The 25,600-nt window shown below is 41.7% G+C and carries 16 protein-coding genes, 1 tRNA gene and 1 pseudogene; 14 read left to right on the forward strand and 4 right to left on the reverse strand.

Annotation, left to right across the window (positions count from 1 at the left end; all coding sequences use genetic code 11):
* Window positions 1–529 precede the first annotated feature (529 nt).
* On the forward strand, window positions 530–862 hold the full coding sequence (locus H3S82_RS10060; RefSeq protein ID WP_198232358.1) for a hypothetical protein: 333 nt from the start codon (window positions 530–532) through the stop codon (window positions 860–862).
* Window positions 863–1,469: 607 nt separating this feature from the next.
* Window positions 1,470–5,711: an autotransporter outer membrane beta-barrel domain-containing protein gene (locus tag H3S82_RS11340; RefSeq protein WP_198232359.1), complete on the forward strand. Its 4,242-nt coding sequence runs from the start codon at window positions 1,470–1,472 to the stop codon at window positions 5,709–5,711.
* Between the two features lie 621 nt (window positions 5,712–6,332).
* Here the strand turns inward: H3S82_RS11340 and H3S82_RS10070 are convergent.
* Window positions 6,333–6,965, reverse strand: a complete 633-nt coding sequence (locus H3S82_RS10070; protein ID WP_198232360.1) for a hypothetical protein — start codon at window positions 6,963–6,965, stop codon at window positions 6,333–6,335.
* Between the two features lie 683 nt (window positions 6,966–7,648).
* Here H3S82_RS10070 and dapB point away from each other — a divergent pair.
* The 7 genes from dapB (at window position 7,649) to H3S82_RS10110 (ending at window position 13,055) form a co-directional block, all read left to right on the forward strand.
* Window positions 7,649–8,455, forward strand: a complete 807-nt coding sequence (gene dapB / locus H3S82_RS10075) for a 4-hydroxy-tetrahydrodipicolinate reductase (RefSeq protein WP_077972525.1) — start codon at window positions 7,649–7,651, stop codon at window positions 8,453–8,455.
* A 34-nt stretch (window positions 8,456–8,489) separates the two neighbouring features.
* A complete protein-coding gene (locus H3S82_RS10080; RefSeq protein ID WP_075914011.1) occupies window positions 8,490–9,107 on the forward strand; it encodes a 2,3-bisphosphoglycerate-dependent phosphoglycerate mutase in 618 nt (205 codons plus the stop codon).
* An 85-nt stretch (window positions 9,108–9,192) separates the two neighbouring features.
* Complete coding sequence (locus tag H3S82_RS10085; RefSeq protein WP_198232361.1) at window positions 9,193–9,432, forward strand: hypothetical protein; 240 nt, start codon at window positions 9,193–9,195, stop codon at window positions 9,430–9,432.
* 279 nt (window positions 9,433–9,711) lie between these two features.
* Window positions 9,712–9,796 (forward strand) — tRNA-Leu (locus H3S82_RS10090).
* Between the two features lie 416 nt (window positions 9,797–10,212).
* Window positions 10,213–10,698 carry a hypothetical protein gene (locus tag H3S82_RS10095; RefSeq protein ID WP_198232362.1) on the forward strand — a complete coding sequence of 162 codons (486 nt, stop codon included), beginning with the start codon at window positions 10,213–10,215 and terminating at the stop codon, window positions 10,696–10,698.
* Between the two features lie 41 nt (window positions 10,699–10,739).
* Window positions 10,740–11,831 (forward strand): hypothetical protein, encoded by a 1,092-nt coding sequence (locus tag H3S82_RS10100; RefSeq protein ID WP_198232363.1) that lies wholly within the window; start codon window positions 10,740–10,742, stop codon window positions 11,829–11,831.
* Between the two features lie 660 nt (window positions 11,832–12,491).
* Window positions 12,492–13,055, forward strand: coding sequence for a hypothetical protein (locus tag H3S82_RS10110; RefSeq protein ID WP_198232364.1), 564 nt, complete (start codon window positions 12,492–12,494; stop codon window positions 13,053–13,055).
* Window positions 13,056–14,432: 1,377 nt separating this feature from the next.
* Here H3S82_RS10110 and H3S82_RS10115 read toward each other — a convergent pair.
* A pseudogene (locus H3S82_RS10115) lies at window positions 14,433–15,647 on the reverse strand (tyrosine-type recombinase/integrase).
* A 714-nt stretch (window positions 15,648–16,361) separates the two neighbouring features.
* Between H3S82_RS10115 and H3S82_RS10120 the strand changes: the two are divergent.
* The 3 genes from H3S82_RS10120 to H3S82_RS10130 all read left to right on the forward strand — a co-directional run bounded on the left by H3S82_RS10120 (window position 16,362) and on the right by H3S82_RS10130 (window position 18,678).
* Window positions 16,362–16,961, forward strand: a complete 600-nt coding sequence (locus tag H3S82_RS10120) for a hypothetical protein (protein WP_198232365.1) — start codon at window positions 16,362–16,364, stop codon at window positions 16,959–16,961.
* Complete coding sequence (locus H3S82_RS10125; RefSeq protein ID WP_198232366.1) at window positions 16,958–17,269, forward strand: hypothetical protein; 312 nt, start codon at window positions 16,958–16,960, stop codon at window positions 17,267–17,269. The genes H3S82_RS10120 and H3S82_RS10125 overlap by 4 nt, the downstream gene beginning before the upstream one ends.
* A gap of 185 nt (window positions 17,270–17,454) precedes the next feature.
* Window positions 17,455–18,678, forward strand: coding sequence for a retron St85 family RNA-directed DNA polymerase (locus H3S82_RS10130; protein WP_198232367.1), 1,224 nt, complete (start codon window positions 17,455–17,457; stop codon window positions 18,676–18,678).
* A 228-nt stretch (window positions 18,679–18,906) separates the two neighbouring features.
* On the opposite strand, the gene H3S82_RS10135 is transcribed toward H3S82_RS10130, so the two are convergent.
* Together H3S82_RS10135 and H3S82_RS10140 are read right to left on the reverse strand one after the other, a co-directional pair.
* A complete protein-coding gene (locus H3S82_RS10135; protein WP_198232368.1) occupies window positions 18,907–21,687 on the reverse strand; it encodes a DEAD/DEAH box helicase in 2,781 nt (926 codons plus the stop codon).
* Window positions 21,688–22,702: 1,015 nt separating this feature from the next.
* Window positions 22,703–23,215: a hypothetical protein gene (locus tag H3S82_RS10140; protein WP_198237178.1), complete on the reverse strand. Its 513-nt coding sequence runs from the start codon at window positions 23,213–23,215 to the stop codon at window positions 22,703–22,705.
* A 1,151-nt stretch (window positions 23,216–24,366) separates the two neighbouring features.
* Between H3S82_RS10140 and H3S82_RS10145 the strand changes: the two genes are divergently transcribed.
* Window positions 24,367–25,200 (forward strand): hypothetical protein, encoded by an 834-nt coding sequence (locus tag H3S82_RS10145; protein WP_198232370.1) that lies wholly within the window; start codon window positions 24,367–24,369, stop codon window positions 25,198–25,200.
* Window positions 25,201–25,205: 5 nt separating this feature from the next.
* Window positions 25,206–25,502, forward strand: a complete 297-nt coding sequence (locus H3S82_RS10150; protein ID WP_198232371.1) for a hypothetical protein — start codon at window positions 25,206–25,208, stop codon at window positions 25,500–25,502.
* Window positions 25,503–25,600: the final 98 nt, after the last annotated feature.

The raw sequence follows: 25,600 nt of genomic DNA on the forward strand, positions 1-25,600 counted from the left end.
AAAAACACCTTTTTCGTTACTTTCTTGCCAAACTTTCCGGTTTTATTTTGCCGTCTTATTATTCTCTATCGCTTTCCATGATAATTATCTCATTTATTTTGAATAAATTATTCGAATTGTATTGAAAACTACAATTTTAAATAAATTATTATTATATATTAAAATTTATTTTATGTATTAATTTTTTATATATAATTTTTAATTAAATATTTTATTTTATAGAAGCAAAAATCCGTTCCGTATAACTTTTATTCTAACCTTTGTATGTGAAACTAACTCATATTTTTTATTTTTTAATACGATAATATAGTTTTTGCGCGATTCATGGATCAGCACCCGATCATATAATTCTTATAAAAAGACTTTTTATTATTTCAAGAATATCGGCTTTAACTATCTGAAAGTCATAAACTGCAATGCACCATTCTTCTAATCATACCAAATTTTCCGGTATTTTTTCATTACTGCTTCCCGAATTGTACTTGCCTGCATTGTACTTTTGACCGTTGCACTTTCGGGGCTTATGATAGTGGCTCTTCAAGCAGAAGAGATTGTCTATGACGGGACAGACCTCAGCATTTTAAAGGCCGACCCCACAGAGTTTCACTCCCCGCATTCAAGCCTTCTTCCTCACAGTTCCGATATAACCAACACTGTTACCATTCAAGGGCCGGTCTCGGGGCAAAGAACACTTTGGGAAAGCTCTGTTGCGCCTTATAATGTCTATGGTTTTGCTTCGATACAGACTGAAGTCGGACTTGGCCGGGAAAACAACGGCATTGACGGAGCCTCCACCAAAGATAGCGTTGTTACGATCAAAGACGTGCAATATGACTGGAGCGGAGTGGAAAATCCTTTATGACACAAAATAACCAACCTGTTTTGTGACATTTTTTCAAACTTTGTCAAAAAGCATAGTGTTGCAATCCCGACCGGCTTTTAAACTATTCCGCCATAGTGCCAGACATTTCTTCCAGAAGGTTAAAGAAAAACGAAGGATGAAATTCCATTATTCCCTTTTTAGCGCCGCTAAAACCAGAGTTTTTCGACTAGAATTCACTGTTTTTCCTTCCTGAAAATATATTATATGAAAACGATTTACACTTTTATTCACTTTGAGAATTATTGTTAAAATATCGTTATTATGCCGGCTAATTTATTATCGTTAAAATACTATTTTTTAATATTTGAATATAAAAATATATATATTAATTTTATTAAGTTATTTTGTTTTATAAAAAATTAATTTAAAATACATTTTATTTTATTTTATGAATTAAAATTTTTTTGTGTTATTTTCTATTTATTATTGATTACATAATTTTGTGTTTTTCTCCTTTTAAATTTCAACATAGCAAGATAGACTATAGCTGATTCATGCGCCATCAATTAATCAGCTACCTGCCGATAAAGAGCGCTTCTTGTTTTTTGCGACGCTGGCCTTGGCCATGAAAGAGCGAGGAAATTTTATGCACCTTTCTTCTAATCTGAGCCGCCTCTCGAAGGGCTTGTTAAATGCGGCCTCAAGCATTGTTCTTTCAACTGTGGCTCTTTCAGCCATGACAATGCAGGAGCTGAAAGCTGACGAGCTTACCTATGACGGCACTGATCAGAGTGTTTTAACCGCAGATCCGACAGATATAAATGCGTCCCGCATGAGCCTTCTTCCGCGCACGAGTGATGAAACCAATAACATTACCGTTAAAGGGGCAGTCGCGGGGCAAAGAACGCTTTGGGAAAACACTATTGCTCCCTATAATGTCTACGGCTTTGCTTCTGTGCAATATGATGTCACTGGCAATAATGGCATTGACGGAGCCTCTAACACTGGGGCGATCGTATCGGTCAAAGATGTTGAATATGACTGGAGCGGTGCCACAAACAAAGCAACAAATGCCGAACAAGCCGGTCGGCTTGGTGGCATGGGAGGCGGCTCGGTTTTTGGTGGCCTCAGTGCAGGCGCCCCGGGGAGTACTGCCTATGATGGTACGAATGTGGCCTTGGGAGGAAATGGCGGTTACATCAAGGGTGTTCATGTTACCCTTGATAATGTCGCCATTCATGGAGCCGATGCGGGTGAGGGAAATAGTTCACCCGATAACAACCATCGTGGAAGCACTGTTGGCGGCATGGGGGGTGGTTCGGTTTTTGGCGCTATCAGTATCGGTGGTGCCGGAGCCTGGTCAACACGTTCAACCGCCGATGGTTCAAATGGTGGCAACGGAGGCGACATAAGCGGCAATTATGTTACTTTGAAAAAAACCGACCTTTATGGTGGCAAAGGCGGCAATGGTGGTTCGAAAGCCGGTGGAAGTGCCGCCGGCTTTGGCGGTGCAAGTGTTTTGGGCGGTGTTTCTATCGGCGGTGCCGGTGGCACCAGCTATAACGGAACCCGACATAATAGTCAGGGTGGATCAACGGGTGTCATCTCCGATAACCACGTTATTTTAACGGATGTAACTTTGACCGGAGCCGATGGCGGTAATGGCGGCTCGACCTTAAGCGATAACGGGAGTGGCGGAACGGCTGGCTTTGGCGGCGGTATAATCGGAGGTGGCCTGGCAATTGCCGGCGGAGGTGGTTTTGCCGGAGGTAGCGGCGCCTCGAATTCTGATGGCGGTCATAGTGGCGCCATCCATGACAACGAACTCATCCTGACCCATGTAACAATCAAAGGCGGAAATGCCGGTAAAGGCGGTGACGGCGCCCCCAATAGCGGCGGTGGCGTTGGTGGCATGGGCGGTGGTCTGATTTTTGGCGGCATGACCATCGGTGGTGCCGGTGGCTCTGGCTATGCCGCTGATACGTCGAGCGGTAACGGAGGTATCGCCGATTATGTAAAATCCAATAGCATTACATTGGTGGATGTCACGATTGACGGAGGTGCTGGCGGTGCTGGCGGCTCGAGCACAACAAGTGGTGGTGGTGCCGGCGGCGCTGGCGGCGCTACGGTCTTTGGCGGTCTTTCCATGGGGGGTGCCGGTGGTGCAGGTGACGCAGCATTAAACACAGAAAATAGCGAGAGTAGAGGCGGTAATGGCGGCGCGAGCGGAGTTGTGAGCAACAATATTATTTCTCTTGATCACACAACACTGAATGGTGGCATTGGCGGCAATGGCGGTCAAGGCGGAGGAATTGGCGGCATAGGCGGCGGCAGTGTTATCGGCGGTTTGAGTACCGGCGGCGGCGGTGGTAACGGTTCGAATTCAAAAAAATATAATGGCAATGGCGGCGATAGCGGCGATGTCATCAATAACCGGATAAAAATTGTCGATTCCACATTGAATGGCAATGCGGGTGGTACCGGTGGGTCAATTTCCCATACGATTACAATCTTGGACGAAGAAGGCGATAAGAGCGTCAGTATGGGGGGAAGCGGTGCCGGCGGCACTGGCGGCGGCAGCGTTTTTGGCGGGATCAGCCTTGGTGGGGCCGGTGGCTATGGCTCGCAAGGGGGATTGATAAATGGCATTGGTGGCAATGCCGGTACTGTGAGTGGCAATATCATTATCCTTGAACGGGTAGAACTTCACGGTGGTGCTGGCGGCGCTGCCGGAAAAATCGAAGGCGAAAACAATAGCAATGAAGGGTCCGGCATTCGCGGTTCGGACGGCGGAAGTATCTATGGTGGTGCAAGTGTCGGTGGCGCTGGCGGAATAGGATATGACGCGACACAAACCAATGGTAATGGTGGCAAAGGTGGCAATGTCACCAATAACCGTATCAGTTTGACCGACGTGACACTTTATGGCACGAAAGCAACCACTAATGGCGAAAATAAATCCGGCGTTTATGGCGGCATCAGCATTGGCGGCGACGGTGGCTTTGGCGACATTAGCAAAAGCATTGACAAAAACGGCGGCAAAGGTGGTGATGCCGGCGATGTCAGTAGCAATAGAATTGAGATTTCCGGAAAATCCGCAATCAATAAAGATATTTATGGCGGTCTTTCACAAGGTGGAAAAGCTGGCACTCACTTTGACGACAAAAATAAGCTCGTCAACAGCGAGGTCGGGTTCGGCGGCGATGCCAACCACAATAGTGTAACTCTTAACGGTGACCAGATCGTCATTGGCGAACGCGATGAGAGAGGAAATGTCATAAAATACGGCTCGATATGGGGTGGACGCAGCCTTAATGGTGATGGTCAAGACAGCCTTACAGCCGATGTTTTTTCCGGCAATACTCTCAATCTCAACGGTTACCGCGGAACGGTTGCCGGTATCCATAATTTTGAAAATTATAACTGGACTTTGCCGACGGATGTAAAAAATGGCGATACGGTGATAAAAATTGCCGAAGGCGGTACACCGGTTGATCTAACCAATACCAAACACACTATTGCCGGTCTTGACCCGAATGGTCCGCGATTTATGGCTGGCGATATGGTGACCATGATTGATAAATCTGCCGGCAGTTGGTCACCTGCTTCCTATACACTCAAACAAGGACAATTTATCTTTTACGATACAACGCTTAAACAAAATAAGGCCGGAGACAACACCGCTTTCATTCTGCAAATTAACAAGAAAACCGACAAAACTCCCGATCACGATCATGGTGAAGATCACGATCACACCGGTGATATTACCGGAGGTGGTGGCAATACCGGCGGCGGAGATACCGGCGGTGATAATACCGGTGACAATAATGGCGGCGGAAACAATCACCAAGGGGATCAATCGGCGGCACAATTAAACCCGCAGTCAAAGGCTTATTCGGAAGGGCGTGCAGCAAGCCTCGCCTTTGTTTCGCAAGGCTCCGATGTTATTGCCAACAGCATGGGCACAATCAGCAGTATGGCAACAAGAACGGATAACCGCTTCAATCATCCGCTCTATGTTCCCTTTATCATCACCGGCGGTTCTTCCTCCCGTTATCAGACAGGAAGCCATGTCAGTATTGACGGTTTCAATATGATTGCCGGTCTTGCTTTCGGCTTTAACCTTGAAGCCGGTCATAAAGTCACAACCGGCGCATTTTTCGAATATGGTCGCGGCACTTATGACACCTATAACAGTTTCGACCGTTTCGCTTCCGTCCATGGTGATGGTGACAGCGATTATAAGGGCGGCGGCATTCTCGCCCGTATCGAATTTGCCGGCACCGGCCTCGGATTGGTCAAAAACCTGAAACCCGACGAAACGGACGGGCTTTATGCCGATGCATCCTTGCGTTTCGGCCAGTCGGACGGGAAGTTTACTGCCGGTCGCCAATTCGGTCTTGAGGAACAGGTGGTCGACTATCACGGTTCTTATAACAGCACGGTCAATTATTTCGGTGGTCATGTTACCGGCGGCTATGTCTTCAACTTTGATGATCAACGTGCCCTTGATGTCTATGGCCGCTATTTATGGACACATATGGAAAGCGACACGGTTAAAATCAACGCTGAACGATTGCATTTCGACAGTTCGACGAGTTCACGTGTCGAGCTTGGCGCACGGTATTCCTATCAATATAATGACTGGTTCAAGCCTTATATCGGCGCAACCTATGATTACGAGTTTGATGGCGATGTCGGGGCACAAGCTTATGAATTCGATTTGCACAAACCGTCACTTGAAGGTTCGACCGGCATTTTTGAAGCAGGCTTCAAGATGAACCCGTTGAAAGACAACAAGGCTTTGACAATCAATGTCGATGGTCAAGGCTATGTCGGCGCCCGCCAGGGTGGCGGTGGCGGTGTCAAACTCAAATACGAGTTCTGATAAAACACGCTTTGGCAGAGAAACATCTCGAGCTTTGGCAAAGCAAAATTTCAAACTCCGGCAAAGCTTTGCATTTTGCAACAATTACGCTTAGCCAATCTCGAAAAGACGCGCTTTGCCGAATTGATTTTGACTGACGGGAAATTCGTGCCTTATAGATTTTAACCGGTAACGAATTAAGGCCTTACGGAAAACACACCGTAAGGCCTTTTATTTATGAAACAAAATCCCTGTGAAGGACGGCAAGCACGGAAAACATGAAAAACCAAGAAATGCGAAACTCTTTGAGCTATTCAAAGCCGATGTTTTATCGGCAAAGCTTCTAGAGGATTTCATCTCTACAATCAGGGCTCAAAACTGTTCCGGTAAATTATCCGGACAATGTCGCATCAATGAAATGGCAAAGCAGGATTGTTTCAATTAATTTCCGAACCGAATGAAATCTCTAAAATACATAAGAAAAATCGCGCCAGCAAATCACCGCTCGTTTGCAATCATCCTGACTTTCCGATTTCTCGATAACATCCCGCCTCTCGCCGACAATTAAACCGGAAAATACACAACAGAGCATGAGACAATCAAAACAATTACAACTTCTGCTGATGAAGACGTGAAACCGGCTCACACGGTAAATTTGAAGCCCGTTCTGTTTTCCGCATAAAAATCCGATTTTATCTTTTTATATTCCGGATCACCGTAAAGGTCGGGCATTTCGCGACCAGCGAGGAAAGCTACAGAACTTTCGTTAGACATGCGAATATAGAAAGCTTTCAACTTTTTATAGAGACTGTTTCCGATGTCATAATCCTTGGCAATAACACCATCGCTTCGAGCATAGTTCTCGTAAATGACAACCGCATTCGCACGCCTTTTTGCCCATTGAAACGTCTGCTTTTCTAAGGGACCAGCTTGATCTTCAAACTTTATCAACGCCTCGAAACCGGCTCTATGACTACCAGTCGCCTGATAGACCCTCGTATATTCATCCATGCCCATCTCATAAATGAAGAACTCTGCTGTATCCTGCTGGTCTTCTGTATAGAGGCCATCTTTATTGGCCATAATTTCAGCAAGTTGACTGCGTGATAGTCCTTTGAAACTTTCAGCATCATCTGTCACGTTGATACGGGCAGGTTTCAACTTTTCGGCCGCAACCGATGTTGCAGTATCACTCCCCTTGGGGCCGGACGTTGTCGTCGTATTCTGAGTGGAAAATTGATTAATGCCATAAGCGGAATAGGATGTGTTTATCATTTGACTCACCTCTTATGCACCACCCCACCTGATGCATAAATAAATGGGAAATGACAGCCATCATGTCTGCCTTTATGGACCCGATTGACATTATTCATTAACGTCATTTTGAATATAATATATTTTACATATAAATTCAAATTTTAGAAAAATTTCCAATTTTAATATCAATATATTCCAATATCATTCATTCGATAAATCTAAAAATCACGTTTATCCTGCTTAGATATGATCAACATAAATAATATTCCATTCATTTCAATTTACCAGTGTGATTGAACGCTTTAGAATTTTAAACTATAAGTTTATTTTTATTGTTCACTGGTCAGGAAATATTATTCTTTATAAAACCGAACGCTCTTACTCCTGGGCGAAAAACAAAAGCGCGGCGTTTTTTGAATAAAACATCCGGCTCGGCCACCCGTTTTACTCAAGAAAACATTCCGCAAATTTTTCTAATTTCCAAATCTCCCTATCTCAAAAGAAGAAAGCAAAAAAGAAAACCGGAATTGTAGCCAAGACAAATCGACATGACGAAAACCAGCGTTCAAAATTCGGCAACCAAATGTTTTTTAAAAAACGGGATGCCGCTTTATTCACCGGTTAAAGCTCTTCTCATTTTCTTGCCGATCAGATAAAACGGAAGAAAATGATTTTCCGATGATGATGGACAGGAGAAAACGATGCGTTTGGCTGTGGTTGGTGCTGATGGTAGAATGGGAAGAGAGCTGCTTTCGGCAATCGGTCGGATTGACGGTGTCGAACTTCAAGGTGCCATTGTCAAATCGGGTTCTCCGTTTATCGGAAAGGATGCAGGCATTCTTGTTGGTCAGGCAAATCTTGGCGTCACCATTACCGATGATCCTTTGCCGGTTTTCGCCAAGGTCGAAGGTGTTCTTGATTTTACCAGTCCGGTGGCAAGTGTGCTTTATGCCGGCTATGCGGCACAGGCGCGCATTGTCCATGTAATCGGCACGACCGGTTTTTCCGAAGAAGATGAAAAGAAAATCAAAGCGGCTGCAGCTCATGCAACAATTGTCAAATCGGGCAATATGAGCCTTGGCGTAAACCTGCTTGCGGAGCTCGTCAAAAAAGCGGCCAAAGCCCTGGATATGGAAGATTACGATATTGAAATTGCCGAAATGCACCACCGCAAAAAGGTTGATGCTCCTTCCGGCACAGCGCTGCTTTTGGGCAAAGCAGCCGCAGAGGCCCGCAACCAGAATTTGGCAGATGTGAGTGTGCGCGGTCGTGACGGGCATACAGGCGAAAGAAAAACCGGTACAATAGGCTTTTCATCCTTGCGCGGTGGCACTGTGGTCGGTGACCATTCGGTTATTTTTGCCGGTGATAACGAGCGCATTGTTCTTTCGCACCTTGCACAGGATCGCTCGATTTTTGCCGATGGCGCGGTGAAAGCTGCGCTCTGGGCGCACAAACAAAAGCATGGACTTTATTCCATGGCCGATGTTTTGGGCCTTAATGATTAATTGACTTGAGTAAACCCCTATCAAGGAGGAAAGAATGTCGCGAATATTGGTTTTGGTTCGACACGGACAAAGCGAGTGGAACCTGAAAAATCTCTTTACCGGATGGAAAGATCCCGATCTTTCTGAAAAAGGATTGGAAGAAGCAATCTCCGCCGGAAAAAAATTGAAGGCAGCAGGATTGAAGTTCGACATTGCCTTCACATCCGCTCTGCAACGTGCTCAACATACCTGCCAGCACATTCTGGATGAAATGGGCCAGCCAAAGCTTGAAACAATCAAAAATCAGGCTTTGAACGAGCGCGACTATGGCGACCTTTCCGGCCTCAACAAAGATGATGCACGCAAGAAATGGGGCGAAGAGCAGGTTCACATCTGGCGCCGCTCTTACGATGTTCCACCTCCGGGTGGCGAAAGCTTGCGCGATACAGGTGCACGCGTTTGGCCTTATTACCTTCACAACATCCAGCCGCATGTATTGCGTGAAGAGACGGTGCTCGTTGCAGCCCACGGCAATTCATTGCGCGCACTCATCATGGCATTGGAAGGCTTGAGCGGCGAAGAAATCGTCAAACGCGAGCTCGCAACAGGTGTTCCGATGATTTACGAACTTAATGCCGATTCAACAATCGCTTCCAAAAAAGTGCTTGAATAGATCAACCTCAATTTAAACTTGAGCCATGCCGGAACAGATCTGTTCCGGCATTTTTTATGATCACTGCTTTCTATCAGTCAGCATTGTGAAAATTTTATATAAAGCTGAAGCCACAAATCCTGAAGCTCGCGCACGCAAAAATGCAACGCAAGATATTAAAGGCGGGATTAAAGGCGGGGGCGGCGTTGAAATGGTCAATGCCGCACCGCAAGATATGACACTACGTGACATTGCGCTGCTCGGCGTTGCACCGCCTGACATCACACTGCCTTACATTACCTTGCTCAAGACTTCATACTATTCGACATTCCACCGCCTGACATGACATTGCGCGACATTGTATTGCTCTGCGTTACACCGCCTGACATCACACTTCTCAACTTACTCTTCGTGACGTTGCTCTCTGTGACGTTACACTGCCTGAGATCACACTACCCGACATTTTACTTCGTTGCATTGCTGATAGAAAAACTACGTTATTTCCGTTCCGGCTGAATTTTCGTCAATCGGCGAAAGTGTCTTCGAGATAAATTTCATGTTGGCTTGTGGGCTACATAAAATTCGGGTTGACAGTTAAAGATTGCCAGCTTAGATGGAACGCAATGCCCAGATGGCGGAATTGGTAGACGCGCAGGTTTCAGGTATCTGTGCTGCAAGGCGTGGAGGTTCGAGTCCTCTTCTGGGCACCATTCCCATTTTTAAAAGCCCTCCCCCACATGTGAGTTACTGCACTCGCCGCTTTGAACGTAGCGACGACCGCTGAATAAAGTCCAACAAGCACGTTAGTCGATTTTTCCTCGGTGAAAATTGGCTATGAAAAAGGCCACGTTATACTAAGACCGGTTAGCTATATTTTATCGAGGTAAAAGGCTGATTTGTTGATACCTATTTAGTAATGATATAATCCGTTAAATCACTATTTTAATTAATGAAATTAATCGTTTTAAATGTATTTATAATTTCTGATGACTTTTATAAAAAACCAAAATATATTAAAAAATATATTTTCGAATTTGCGTCACGTTTCGTCCAAAATGCCATTCAATCTCATCTTGAAAAATTACTCAGCAAAGCAAATGGTTCAAAATAGCTTGGAGAAATAAAAATGGATCCGTCTATTAATGTCTTCCCTCAAAAAACTTTCCCAAGTATTGTAAATCATCCGATCTCCGCATCGCTGCTCGTTATAAAAGGTGAAAATGTATACCGTTTACTGCAGGACCGGATTATGAAATGGGCTTTTACACGTGAGCGAGGTGTCAAAAATATACCTGAAGAAGCTTGGAAGGGTGAAACATTTGAAATTGATACCGACTATTCTGAATTTGCTGGCGCTATAAAAATAGATGAACCAAAATACTGGGCATTTCGGCTACGTGAGCAATTGAAAGACAGTCAAAACCGGGTATGGATTACAGATATCGGGATTGCTGAAAAGCAGCCTAAAGAAGTACTTTTTGGCTTTCGTTTAAGTGCTACTCAGAAGGGTGATGGGGGATTTATACCTCGTACAGTCCCAAGCCTTGTTAGAAGTGTATGTTATAAAATGGATACATTTCTTGACGGCAAAAAACATCGCCAGACCCTTTAAAAGTCTGTACCAAGGAAGATGTCATTGATTTAGTGGATTTTTTGACTGACGAATCAAGACGTTGCCCTGTAGTTGTTTTTTCGCTACCTTATGGTGAAGATGATATAAGTAAAACTCCAATTGATATCAAAAAATTTATTCGCCGTACCGTAGGGTGCGTTCACTCTGTTGTTATTACCTCAACCGCCAGTTATTATTTAACCGATGAAGTTACAAAATATTTTTCGACATTCAACGGGGCAGTACGCACTTACAATCCTAAATTCCATTCTGACTATAGTTCACCATTTGAACATCCAATTACCACATTAACAAGCATTCAAAATTGGTCGGCACCTACAGAAGGTGGTGACTATATGGATTTTCTAATTAATCGTGTTTTGAAACCAATGCGTTCAGGAGAAGAACTGGAACGTGATATTCCCTCTTATCAGACAGTCAAACAATTTTCGTTTGCCAAATTACGATCCGAGAAAAATAACGACGATACCGATGCTCTACTCAAATATGCAGATAACGAAATAAAAATTGCGGAACAACGAATTGCAGAATATCAAGAGCTCCTTGTGACTGCGGAGACACAGAGAGATCAACTTGAACAAGACTGCAATCGATGGAAGGCCCAGTACTTTTCGCTTCACGACTATGTTAATAAATTAATACGTCAAAATACAGAAACAAAAATTAATATTCCAACCGATTTGAAAAATTTTGAAGATTGGGTTGAAAATAACCTTCAAGGACAAGTTGTGGTTCATAACCGTGCAATCAAAGCTGTGAAGGATACCGATTTCGAGAATAAGCAATTAATTTACGAAGCATTGCTTCTATTAAGAGATTATTACGTTCCAATGAAACATGGAGAAATCCCCCAAAAAAATACTTTGATAGATGTGCGGAATTGGGATTGGACGATCAACAATGTTTTAGTCAACCCAATAAGGCAAAACAATTTGGCCACGAATATTTTCGTCCAATATGATGGGCGCAATTGCGAATTAAATCGCCATTTAAAGGGTAGTAGCAGCCGTAAAAGACAACTCTCATTTCGATTGTATTATTTTTGGGATTCTCCCACAAATCAAGTTGTTGTCGGTTACATGCCCGGACATCTAAAAAATGACAAAAGCTAGAGTTCATTGTGAAAAAGCTTATTAAAATTGCATTTCCGCCGAGAGCGTTTGGAAATGCAGTTGTCCTAGAAAATCGATGGGGCACGCAAATCCTCCAACCGTATATCTGTGGTAAGTTTTTCGGCCACTTATTGCTTTGAGAGCAAACCACTTTGCGCAACTTGTCGATAATCCTTGTTATCATACCGAATTTTTTGCAATGAAGAAGTGACGGATAAGGAGGGGCATAGTTTTCTGCAATCAGTAAAGATTTTACGTAGGAAAAACTCCGCCAATGAACCAATACCCAAAAATGCGCAAAACGAATTTTTGAAAATCTGTAATCATTTTTGTGTTATTTAATCCGTTATGAAAGTTCCATACTTATTTGTATTTCAGGATACTCATCATAGCTTATTTAACCCCCTGTTATCAAACGTGGATAAATTTCACTCCGAGCCAACTAATTAGAGCGGCTGGAGCATTATCGCAATTGGAACAAAAAGGCGTTACGGAATTATTCTGCGTATTACTTCCAACAATAAAGAGACTTGAAATACAAACAGGTGTATTATCTACTGAGCCGTGACCAAGTGGGGTATCGCAATTTGTAAATAGCAGCTCAGAGCTCCAGTCTCTTGAAAACGGTGGGTTTATTAAAGGTGAAAGCGAGGTAATTAAATGATTGATAAAAATCTAACCTCAGCGGCTGCCGATAAAATCAGAAAACGGGCAACAGCGTTAGAACAGTTTGATTGTACAAAGCTTATACCTTTACACATTGAAATTCCTTTTGCAGACATAGCAAACGGCGAAATTAAGTCACTATTTGAACATGAAAAAAATACTTTAATTAAAAAATATAAAAACAATCCTTCAATTTACGTCATATCTATCGATGAATCTCATTATAGTTATATTATAAATTTATTCAGCAATTTAGATAGATATAAGGGAATTAGTTTTTCTGAGCATAATAAAAACAATACTTCAAAATCTGTGTTGTATGTTGGAAAAACTATGAAAGACATAGACATACGATTAAAGTATCATTTAACAGAAAATTCTAAGTCTACCTATAGTCTTCATATGCAGTGTTGGGATTGGATGAATCCACCATCTGGTAAAGTTTATATCGATATTTCTTTCTTTCCTGTCGGGACAGAAGAACCGCTCGTACAGGATATAGAAGATGCATTGTGGGACAGGGAAAAACCAATGTGTGGTAAACAAGGTAAAAAATAGCTCGGTGTCTCCAGCCTTTATATCCTTTTTTCTTGACAGTTTCAGTCCTGCCCAGCTTGGTGAATGTCAGACATCTCTCTTCATGCAATTGGTCTTTCGCATTCGCTGCACGAGTACCACGTCAGCCCAACACACGCATAGCCATCCCATATGACACATTCCTATAACAGGGCATCATGAAGATGAAGAGCTTTGAGATAGGCTCATCGTCATCCGGCTTGGCTTTCCCGTCATACAGAGTTTCAAGATAAGGCTGTAGTTGTTTAGGTCCCTTAAGGGGATCGATATTCTTCAATTGGGTAGCGCTGATCGCAACGTTAAAAATGTTAACATTTGTCAACATGGATGCGCTAGTTGAAATGATAAAATAACTCAAGCCTCGCTTTACCTATCTTATTGATTTCATTGCTTTGGCTTCTTTTTTCGCTTTTGTTTCGCTACGTCTAAGTTGCGGGATATGCCTGTTGTCATAGTGCTGGAAAGGTGTTGCCATAATAGCAATGCCTTAATGCGCCCATCAAACATATTTACATTTCATGAGTTCGCGAGAGAATACAATCAAATCAATGGCACATTTCAACACATATTTCGAGGTTATATTCATGCGAGACACATCGGCGAATTTAAATAGTCGCTATTTGCCATTTAAAGGCGTTTATAGACGTAGTAAGTAATTTTTATGTAAGTACAAAACCAAAAAAGATTGCGCCTGTGGGGACTTTAAATTGATTTTATAAAACGAGGCTTCAAAGGGTTAAGCTCGTTGTTTGCTTGCATGATAATGGTACTATAGTACCAAATAAATAACCAGCGGATTTCTACGCTCGTAAAAGTGTTTCCGGAAATTTTAGCATCAAACATTCGAAGTTAATCTGTCAGTGTCTTGATGTTAAACTGCTTACCAGATACCTAATTAAATCTTTATGAACATTAGAGGGACGATGATCATGTTACGATATTTAATGCTTTCTGCGACTTTCTTAAGTGTCTGCGGCTGCACTCTGTTAACGACAACACCTTCCGAACATGAAAGCTATGTTAATAAATTAAATGCTATAGGCGTTGACCTAAAAACAGCTCGCAATATAGCGACGCAACATGGATATAAGTGTGACTCAGTTTATACATCACTGTACGGAAAGCCAACAAATACAGCCAGACTTAACTGTAACAAGATTGCAGTAAGACCTATTTGCCCACAGCTGAGAACTATAACTTTCGTGGCTGATGTGAAAAGTGAGATAGTATACTATGTAGGTAGTGAGGTTACAGAACATTCCTGCTTTTGAAGGGTTTAAGCAATAACAACTAGACTTTGACTTTGCCGAAACTGTAAAAGGCAAGTGCTTGAAATAAATAACCAGCGCATGTGAATGGTTACGCGCCGGTTACCTTATCCTTGAATTGGATAACTTCACCATTTTGACTGCTAACATAGCTTGCCCAACTTTCTATCAATGTACGACGTTGGTCTATGAAGTTTGTATGCCTCTAAGCGCGTTCCACACTGCTTTCTAAAACATGCCCTAAAATCGTCTCTGCTACATCATGGGGGGCATCTGTTGCCTCTGCCAGCCAATCCCTTAAACTTGATCTAAAACCATGTGAACGGGCTTCCATTCCAGCCTGTTCCATATGGCTGGTGATCGCCATATCGGAAATCACGCCACGACGGGCACCGACGAATAAAAAACCGTCCCTGGAAATTCGTCGCGCCTCATCAATCACTTTTAAAGCTTCTTTGGATAATGGCACACGAAAATCACTGGTTGCATCCTTGCGTCCTTTCATGGCCTCGGCTGGTATCGTCCACACATCACCATCAATCTGATCTTCATGGATATGCCTTAAGGGATTAGAACGCACACCGGTCAGAATTAAAAGCTTCAAAGCCAGTTGCGTTGCGCTCCCATCATCAAGGCTTGAATAGAAAGCTGGCACATCTTTCCAATTCATTGCAGGGATATTCTGGGGCTTGTGTCTACTTTTACCCAATAATGCACGCGCTTTCATTGTGGCTTGCAAATCTACATCAAGCCCCAAAGCCGCAGCATGCTTCAAACAGATATTCAGGCGGTTCATTTCAGGCGGTTCAGGGCTTTGCGCACTGTGTCGGCTTTATCATGCCAGATAGGGGCTAATGTATCCCGTATATCCGTTTGATCTATATCAGACACAGGCACATTGCCCAACCTTGGCAAAACGTGAAGTTCAAGAGGTGTAAACCAGCGCCCCGCCTTGCCATCGCCTTTTAATTCGGCTTTGCGACTTTCAAAGGCATCACGTGCGATATCTTTTAACAGGTGAAGATTGCCGGCGGCCTCTCGCTTTTCTTTTTCGCGCTGTTTGATAGGGTCATTGCCATTCCGCAATTCCGCACGCCAACGCCCAGTTGTCTGTCTTACCTCTTTCAATGACACAGACTGGATAGTGCCAAGCCCCATTTCTCGCCGCTTTCCGTGTACAGTATAATAGAAGACCCACTTGCCTATCAGCATTGGATTTGACAAGCCATAGACCAGCTCCATCACTATATTTACCAGCTCCCGGTGCAGATACCGCTTTTGCACTTAAACGATTTATCGCTCGCATGCCCCGCTCCACCTTTAAAGATGTTTTTCAGTCCACCCTACAGCCTCCCCTTTCGGCGTGCGCTAGGATGAAATTCAATGATAAATCGTGATAGTGAACGAAACAAGAACATAAAGCAATATCAATTTGTTTGATACAAACAGATAATCATTGATTTATCATTAAATATCAATGTGTTGCCTCTTCTGGGCACCATTCTCAAAAACATAACTCGTTGTTTCCGAATGGTTTTGCAACTTGCTTTCGTTCTAGCATACGGAAATCAGCCGGAATTTAAAGGCTCCGCCAAATATGGTTACCAGGCTAAACTGTAAAACTGCAATTAGGAGCTCACTTCAGACCTGTTATCCCTAAAATATAATATCAGCAAATGAAGATTTATTACTTGTTTTAAGAGCAAAACCGACAGGCAAAAAAAAGAAAAACAGAGCTTGTTTTGACTGTTGATGAAGACTGGACAAGGGGTAACACGCTGCTGTGGTAAGGTTTTATAGGAGGATATGCATTTTGTAGCTAAAGGCTTTGCTTTGCTACAAAATACTAGCTGCTCTATGCGCGGTTTTAATGATTGCTAGATACAAACAAAAAATGGTGACTTGAGATATAGAAACTCGTTACAGCAAATTGATTTTTCACGATGCAAACGGTAAGAAGGCAACTGTTTTTTGAATATTGATTTAACTAAACCACTTAATAGGGAAGAGGCATACGAGCGTGATTGGAAATTCACCACCACCAAAAGTAGGCCTAATATTGGATCAACAGCAGCTAAATAATGCTCAGCTAATGTCGGGTTTTGATAAAGTGGTTTTTTTAGCTGGACCATATATTGACACTAATAAAACCCCCCGAAAAAATTCAAAAGAGTTTGGAAAAGTATTAAGATACCATTTGTATCATCAGCTAACGGAAGCAGGCTGGAATGTAACTATGGGGGAATATACAAAGCTAATAGACACTACAGCAGATGTCTTAGGAAGACGTAATAATGCCTTATTAGCCGAACTTAATCATGCTAAAGATAAAAAAACTAATGCTATTGTAATGTTACCAAGCAGCCCGGGTTCTTTTCTCGAGCTAGGATCATTTTGTACAAACAGTAAGATATGTAATAAAATGCTTATAATAGTGGATCAACAATATGAACATCACAAAAACTATATGAATACAGGCCCTATTCCGCAAGCTAAAAATAACGGAGCAACAATCGAATACAAAGAGTATTCAAATATACCCTCATGCTGGGAAGTTGTTGAAAATTTTGTTAACTTACAAGCACAGAAATTTGTAGAAGAACGGATAATAACTGAATGAGACATATTGACCCACTCTTTGCATATCTTTCAATTCTCTCCATAATTCAACCCGCTCGAATTCAGGATATTGAAAAATATTCTGCTACTTATTTAGGAGAAGAATTAACAGAATGGTTAAATAAGAACAGTAAACTTCGTGAAGCACATGAAGTTGCCCGAGCTAGTAAGTTAGTGACGGACGTTCGAAAAGGAGTATATTTTTTAACTCCCTCAGGCAGGCAGATTCCACGCCATGCAGGATTGGAGCGGTCAGTCGATAACCGTCGTTTGTTCTTGATGAAAGCACAAAGAAAGGTATATAAGTGAAGCGCGAGTTGGCATCATGTTCAGTTTGTTCGCTGTTTCGGCGAGCTGACAATCAGGTTAGGCTTGAAAGGGCTCGCGGAATAGGCTCGAGAGGCATTATGCCGGGCCTTGCCGCCAAAATTCCTCTCAAGCCTATTCCGCGTGCTCATGGCAGTCTCATTTATCAAGGCTGGAAGTTACTGTAGATGCCAACTCGTTCCTATTATTTTCCAGATGACTTTCAACATCTAGAGCGTATCTTGTTTGAAGAGTACGGGAATAAATACGAAGACGAACTGAGCTTCTATAGGAAGAGACGAATTCCTCCCATAACAAATACCGGAATTTTTCCTATTTTTATGGGTATTAGTCCTAAAATAATTTTTTCAATTCTAAAACGCCCTGAAAAATATTATAGGTCATTTTCAATTCAAAAAAAAGATAAGACAAAACGCCTAATTGATACGCCTAGAACTTATTTGAAAGTTATACAGTGGTGGATCTTAGATAATATATTGAACCACATTGACGTTGCACCCAATGTCTTTGGATTTGTGATAGGACGAAACGTATTTCAAAATGCTGAATTCCATTTAGGTGCAAAACATATTTTGAATGTAGATATAAAACAATTTTTTCCATCAATTACTAATGAACAAGTTAAAAATATATTTTCATCAGCAGGATACAAAGAAGACGTAGCAGATATGCTTACCTGCCTTTGTTGCTATAAAGGACGTGTTCCTCAAGGAGCTCCTACAAGCCCCGCATTAGCAAATTTAGTTTTGCGTCAATTAGATAAGTCATTGTCATCAATAGCAGAAGAAAATAATTTTAAATACTCCCGCTATGCTGATGATTTAACCTTTAGCTCGTTAGAACAAATAAACGTTAATTTTTTAAATGATGTAAAAGAAATAATCGAAAGAGAAGGTTTCAACCTCAAACCGGAAAAAACCCGCTTTGTTGGCTCTGGAGGCCGTATGGAAATAACTGGAATAGTAATAAATAAAAAAATGCAACCCGACAGAATATGGCGCAAAAAAACACGAGCGACATTACACCAATTTAAATACAAAACGAGACTTACACGTCGAGATATTTCCTATCTATTTGGAATAAAAGGCGTTACGAAACAGTTTCCTGATAGTCCACAAATGCAATTGTTTCTTAAAGAAGCAGATAATATTATACAAGAAAAATCAGAAACAATAATCGGTCGCAGTAATAATCCGATTCTTCCACATGGATTAACACTTCGCCAAGCTCAAGTTTTAGTTGAGTTGCGACCTCAAATCAAAAACATAGAAATCGCTAAACGTTTAAATATTTCTGAAGCAGCTGTAAAAAAACGTTTACAGGAAGCCTTCAAAAAAATTGGAGTAACAAATCGGCGCGATGCAGAAATATGGGCTAAATCAAACTTGTAATCATATCATTTGCACCACAAGCCTGCCTCTTGTTGTACAAGAGAGGAATGCTATAAAATATTTCTTATATTAATAACAGTTAGAACGGAGTGAAAAATGTCGGTAAAACCTGCTTCTTATGGGCATTATTTCATTCATAATAAATAAAGCAAAAACAATAAGTTAAGAAAAGTTATTTTCTTTCAATCCACCCCATAGCCCATCTTTCGGCTGGCGCTTGTATTGGTGTTAAATATCCTGTTTCGGCAGATTGCGGATAATTTTGACCGTTTTCACAGAAACGCTGATCACCCTTAACAAGAGTTCCAGCGGATAGGCTGGATTATGCATTGTCTCGCGTGCAAAATCATTGGCATCATTGATAATTCCACTTGTTTTATCAATGCGTATACTTTGCCTTTCCATAACCCAGTCAATCGCGGTTTTATTGTTGACGATATAGTCATAAGCGGCGAGTGGTATTCCTGTAAGAGTAATTTTGTCATTGTAATGGATGACCGAGCGGTCTTTGTTTTTACCCGTTCCGCCATAGCGCATTTTTGTCACATAAAAATCGGACGCGCCAAGTTTCTTCTTTTTTGTTACAAGTTTGACCGGATATTTTTCAAAGCTTTCATAGTTCACATGCAAATACCCCAATGCGCGACCGGCGCTTGCAAAAGCCTTGAAGTCTTCAAGTGTTTTGACAGGCAGAATATGGGGCAATTCTTTAACGAGATTGTCGGAAAAACGGGCTCGATAGTCCGGTGAATGCAAAATCCCGTAAATATAATAAAACAGATCTTCTTTACTGATGTGATTATCGGAATAGGTGGTTTGATAATATTTTAGTGCCTCGTCGGTGATGGCATGAGAACGCTTGAAACCGCCCTGTTTAGCGCCGTCTTTTCCCCCTTCACGCACATCGCTTTTTTCATAATAGTAAAGCGGAAAACATTGGCCATTATCCTCGAACTGGAAATCTGTAATCCTGTTTGACATGATGACTGAAAAACCGCCGCGCTTGCCATTTCCGGACACACAAATAGCAAGGTTTTCCGAAGCCCCCGCCGGAAATATATCTTTCATCGAATAGGAGCTGTGATTGAAACGTGTTGCGCTATAATGCCATGATTTTGTAAACGGCCGGACACTGCAAATTTCGGTCAAATCTTCCGAAAATGTTTCTTTGATCTGTTTTTTAAAACTTGCCTGCCAGTTACCCCCGCCCCAACTGAATTTTTTGACGTCTTTTTTGACGAAATCTCTCACATTGACAGCTTTGTTAGGGAAACGTTGTCTGTAGCGGGAATATCGGTCAATTTCCTGATTATAAAATTCTGTCATTCGCTGGACATTTTGCAAGAGCTTACTTTTCGAAGCGTTATAGACCCAGGCATCCCGCCCCGAAACAACGCCGCTCGAATAGAGTTTGAAAATGGTGAGGCGCTGTTTATTCTTTTTGTCGCCCATTGCAGGAAAATGGCTGAAACACCCATCGCGTTGATTAAGCCAATCGTGATAACTGTCGGGAATGATTTTTTGCCATTTATCTTTTAGACCGGCAATGCTTTTGAGCTTTTTAATTTTTTCAAGCTTTTGAGTAATGTCGAGATAATCGCCAATATCGTAGAAAAAAATCTGCCCTGATTGTTTGGCTAAAGGATTTTTGACAAGAAGCGAAATGGCAACAGGTGCGCGTGAACCGACGCCGAATATATTGCCTCCCTCTTTTTGTCGCAATGTGCCGGATGTGCGCGCATTGCCGCGCAAATGAAAAATGTAGATATTGGAAAATTCTTCGGCAAGACATTTGCGCATACCGTCGGCTGAAGCGGATTGGACAAAACCGGCATTGGTCACAAAGCCGATAATGCCACAATTGCCAATATAATCGGACGCCCAACGAATTGCACGGATGTAGCTGTCATAAGAAGAGCGCTTGCCGCCTTTTGTCAGTGTCGAAGCAAGGTAGGTTTCGGCAATCCTCCGGTCAATTTCCGGATATTTCTGATTGGCCGCATCATCATTGGCGCTCTCCTGCCCCGTTGAATAAGGCGGATTGCCGATAATAATCCGGATATCCGGCAGATCACTCCCGTTCTCATAATTGAGCTTCCTATGATCCTGTTGGCGATCTTGGCTGTTGGCAGAGTCCACCAATCGGGATTTGTCTTTTTCACTGGTCACGAATGTATCGCAAAAATGGACACCTGAAAAAGCCCGATAGGGCGTGCCGTTTTTCACTTGATAGGCTGTTTCGATATTGAGCTTGGCGATAAAATAGGCAAGTAAAACGACCTCATTGGCGTGAAGGTCGTTGTTATAAACTTGTTCTAAATCTTGCGGTTTGATCAACCCGCACTCGATCAGACGGGCAATAAAAATGCCTGTTCCGGTGAAAGGATCAAGGATTTGCACGCCTTGACTTCCCCACGACCGGTTGAACTCGGTTCGCAAAATGTCATCGACGCTGTGAAGAATGAAGTCCACAACTTCGACAGGCGTATAAACAATCCCTAAACGATCGGTGATTTTCGGAAAAGCTCTACTGAAAAAGCGGTCATACAGTCCGGCAATAAATTTTTGCCTTGCTTCCGGTTTTTGTTTTAATCCTTTTGCGCGTTCTGCAACAGCTTGATAGAATTGTTCGAGGCTTTGCTTTGGCAAACTGCTGTGAATATCGGCAAAATTATTGAAAATTTTGCGAATTGCTTTTACCGACAGCGGGTTATGTTCGGCAACACTGGCACTTGAAAATAAAATATCTAAAACGGGCTTGCTAACGACATATTGTGCCAGCAGTTCAGCGATGTCATCCTGGTTAGGAAGGTTGTCAATGTCTTTGCCGAGAAACTCTGAAAACTCGTCGAAAACAGCACCTATATCCGCTTTGTCGGCATTTTTAAGACGTTCCGCAATTTGCCTGATGTCACTTTGTACTATCTTTGCTATATCACTTGCCCGTTCCTGCCAAAAACGGGCAGTGACAAGCTTCGCCGCCGGCTTTGTTGTTTCCAGAAAATCCAATTTCATCCCGCAAAAAATTTATCAATGGTAAAGATTTACCGATTTCGAAGAAACATTTCTATGTCTGAACTCCGGTCGGGACATAATCTTATCCTCCCTCGGGTAAGTATATTTTATTGCTTCCTATCATAGAGATAGGCGATATTCAAATTGGCGCTATAGAAGAATTATTCATTTTGTTTGAAAAGCCTGCCCGACAATCTTTCAAAATACGTTTCTCAAACAGTGATTTTCGGTTTTTGCATCTGTTAAAATCCTGTTTCAAAAGCAATTAACCGTTTGTCAGCATGTGAAAGAGTGACATGTGGGGAATTATATCTGCCATAGCAAAACCGTATATTTTTGACGCAAGCATAATTTATTTCAATTATAACTCTTAATAACAACATTGTGCTTTACAATGTATTTTTCGGTAATTCCATATATACTTTTTATCTTATATTTACACTATTATACATAACAATTCATCTTTTCAACTTTTTTATTTTTTATATTTTGAAATCACTTCAAACACAGAATACAGAACGAATAGGGTCATAGCACCTACAAGGATACTCATTACCATTCCCGCCAATTTAATAGACAATATTCCCGTGATGAGAGCTGTCATATTCCATAAAAAACTGACTATAAGGATATTCGACATATAATGTTGTAAAACTTTCGGGCCGGTCACGCTTACGCGCAATTTTAAAAATGTTGAATAATCGGAAAATCCCCCTCCTTGTCGGGTAACTTTCTATTGATAGCTGATTATAGAGTTCGCTATGCCGCATGACACATAATCATACCAGTCAGTTTTGTCCAATAGATCGTTTTTGCACCAAGGAAAGCTGCAACTCGAAATGTCGGGATCAATCGACAATATGGCCGAAAACGTTGCCGTAACAATATTAACCTTTTCATTTTCTTCCTTAGTTTGAATTCTACGGCCGATCGAAAGGGAAAGTGCCAATTTATCGTTAAAATGAAAATCGACACATTCTCTGGCCTCGAAAGCTCCCTGAAAGTTCCGTCAAAGTGGTCGCACCTCATAGAGAAGCGAACCGGTAGAATTTCGGTCAAGATAGACTCTAAGTGCGAAATAAACCTGACCATCAGCGTCTATATCTTCACTCGCCGATCGTATGGTCTTACTTTTGATAGATAATAATGTTCCCGTCGAATCCGGAAATGTTTCCAATTCCAAAGCCGATTTATCGATTTGTTGCTGTTCATCCAGCATAAACCGGCTAATTCTGCATAACGAACGTTGATTGTCGGAATCTGCAATCTCGAGCCGTTTTTCGTCTGCTTTTACCTCGGAGGTGTTTTGATCCCCGCCAATTCCGTTTGCAGACGCAAATCCGACTGCTTTGTCCCCAAAATCTTCGATCGATGCTGGATTAACGGCAAAAGGCAAATATAAATTGATCTCTTCCATGGTTTGAGGATTTTTTATATTCAGACCTATATCCAGAAAGGTTTTTACCTGGAATTTCTCTTTTCTTTTGTACCTGGACGATTTGGTCAAATGCCAAAAATCCAAATGAACATCTATTGATGTGTGTTCGGCATTTTGAAAATGCTTTCGCCCAAACTGTTATACTTCCATCCTCTTTAATTCTTTCTCGACGAACATAATTCCCAACAGATTACACACTTCGGATAGATCAGATTTGATTTTATATGATAAATTATCAACAATTTTTAAAAATTTATTTTATAAAATGAGAATAATATTTCATATGTATTATCTTCAAGTGAAGTTAAAACAACTTGATGTTGTCAATCAACAGGAAAAAGCTAAAAAACTTTTAAAATGGCTTTCAAAACGATGAGTGTGCTTGTTCTCTTTCGATGATACCAAACGGATAATTGCAGAAAAACCTTTGTAAGTAATAAACGACGGATATTTATTTTTATAATGAGGCTTTGCCACACCGCAAAGCCTTAAAAGCCCGCTGGCAACTATTACCCCAACCGGCAACGTGATATTGCAACAAGCCTCTCCTTTCGTAGCTTTGTTTAACAATTCCGCTCACATATTCGAGCAGAGCGCTAGCTAAAAGAGAGAAGTGTCGTACCGAACCATATGCAACATTTTGCATCCAAATTTCGCCAATAAGCAGGCAATGAAAGAACCGGAACGCCACTTCAAGCACTTCCCGAACCGTAAGGCTCGTATCACTTTATATTATATCGTCAGGTCATATCCAATTTGCTGATAGCGAACGACCTTCGCCGTGTTGACGAAACAACAATCAACGTTTAGCGGAGTTCAAGTAGATAGACAGAATCACTTACCATCAATTTTTGAAAAATTTTTTCAGCACTTCATTATTTCTAACGTTATCGGTACGACGTTCACATCGGTAAACAGACTCAACATGTTCATGTAAAACACCATTACAGAATAAGAACGAAAAACAATTCTCTCCCGTTCGTATTCGGGACGTTAGTTGGCTAAAACTTATTTTTATAAATTGGAATTGCCTAAATTCTAATTTGCAAAATTGCGCTTCATTTCAAGAGTTTAGTCAACAGAGCAATAACTTACTGCCCTGATAAAAACAAATGTTTTAATTGTGAATAAGCATTTTTATATTTATTGAAAAACATCATTCCATAAGATATTTTGAGAATATTGAATCCAACTACCGCATTTCCAATGTCCAAGTTATTTAAATTGTAAAGATTATGGAAATTTTCTTAAGTTTGATCGGTCTTTTAGGTGTCGTTGGTTTTTTAGTTGGCATTGTAATGCTCTTTAAAAAACAATGGCGTAAAAATGGTCTCCGTTTTTTCGTCGGTGGGATTATATTATTTGTTTTAGCTACGGGTTTTCTACCAGACAAAGATGAAACCGCGCGCAAAGCGGGATTTGATAACGCCGCTGATGAAAACAAAGCTCAGAGCTACGGAATAGTCGACTCTAATACGTGGCACAACCAAAAAGCTGCACTTATTGAAAAAGAAAGCCAGAAGAAGAAAAAAGAGCTCGAGACACGGCAAAAAAAGGACCTTTTTTATTTGATCCCGGAAGATGAGAGCAGTTTTATTAGTTCGTTGCAATCAGCTCGGGAAAAATACACTCATTCTACCAACGATCTTGCAAAAGGCGGTGTTAGACGAGAAAGAGCAAAAGCTGTTTGTAAAGCTGTGCCAATTCCAATGGTTAAAAACTGGGTGGGAACGATAACCGAGTTGACAACAAATGGGGATGGTTTGGGAGTTGTTTCAGTTCAATTGTCATCTGATGTGTTCGTAAAAACCTGGAATAACGCACTATCTGATGTATTTGATAAAACGTTACTGGATCCCGATTCCCAAGTATTCAAAAACCTTTCAAAATTAAATAAAGGAGAAAAAATCAGGTTCTCCGGACAGTTTTTAAAAGATAGTCAAACCGTGGACTGCTATCGGGAGGCAAGCCTTTCAATGGACGGCAGCATGGAAAAACCTGAATATATTTTCAGATTCAGTTCTGTTTCAGTTTTTCAGGACAACAATAATCAGTCAGAAGGTGAGTGAGGAAAATGGCATCCATTCAAAGAGAATATTACAAACGTGGGGCTTTCGGAAAATTTGTAAAATGGATTTTTATCATATTTAATGTGCTCATGTTAATATGGGTCGTCAGCGGGATGGGAAATGCAGGACACCAATATCAATTAGCAGCAAGCGACGCGGAACGAGCTGGTACAGCCATTGGCGCATCACTCGGTTTCGGACTATTGATGTTTATTTGGATTACCGGAGCTGTCATTTTGGGGATTGCGACGCTCCTTACACGAGGAACAAAATATATTGTCACTGAAGACAAAGATTCCTGAACAAACGTTGATTTTCGCGATCTACAAGCGATAGACATTGTCTTGAAATAAATGAGCACGTTGGCTGGGTAAAACTGGCCAACGCCGATGAGCTATGA

Origin of the sequence: Bartonella sp. M0192, from assembly GCF_016102305.1 — a bacterium.
Taxonomy (GTDB): Bacteria; Pseudomonadota; Alphaproteobacteria; order Rhizobiales; family Rhizobiaceae; genus Bartonella; species Bartonella apihabitans.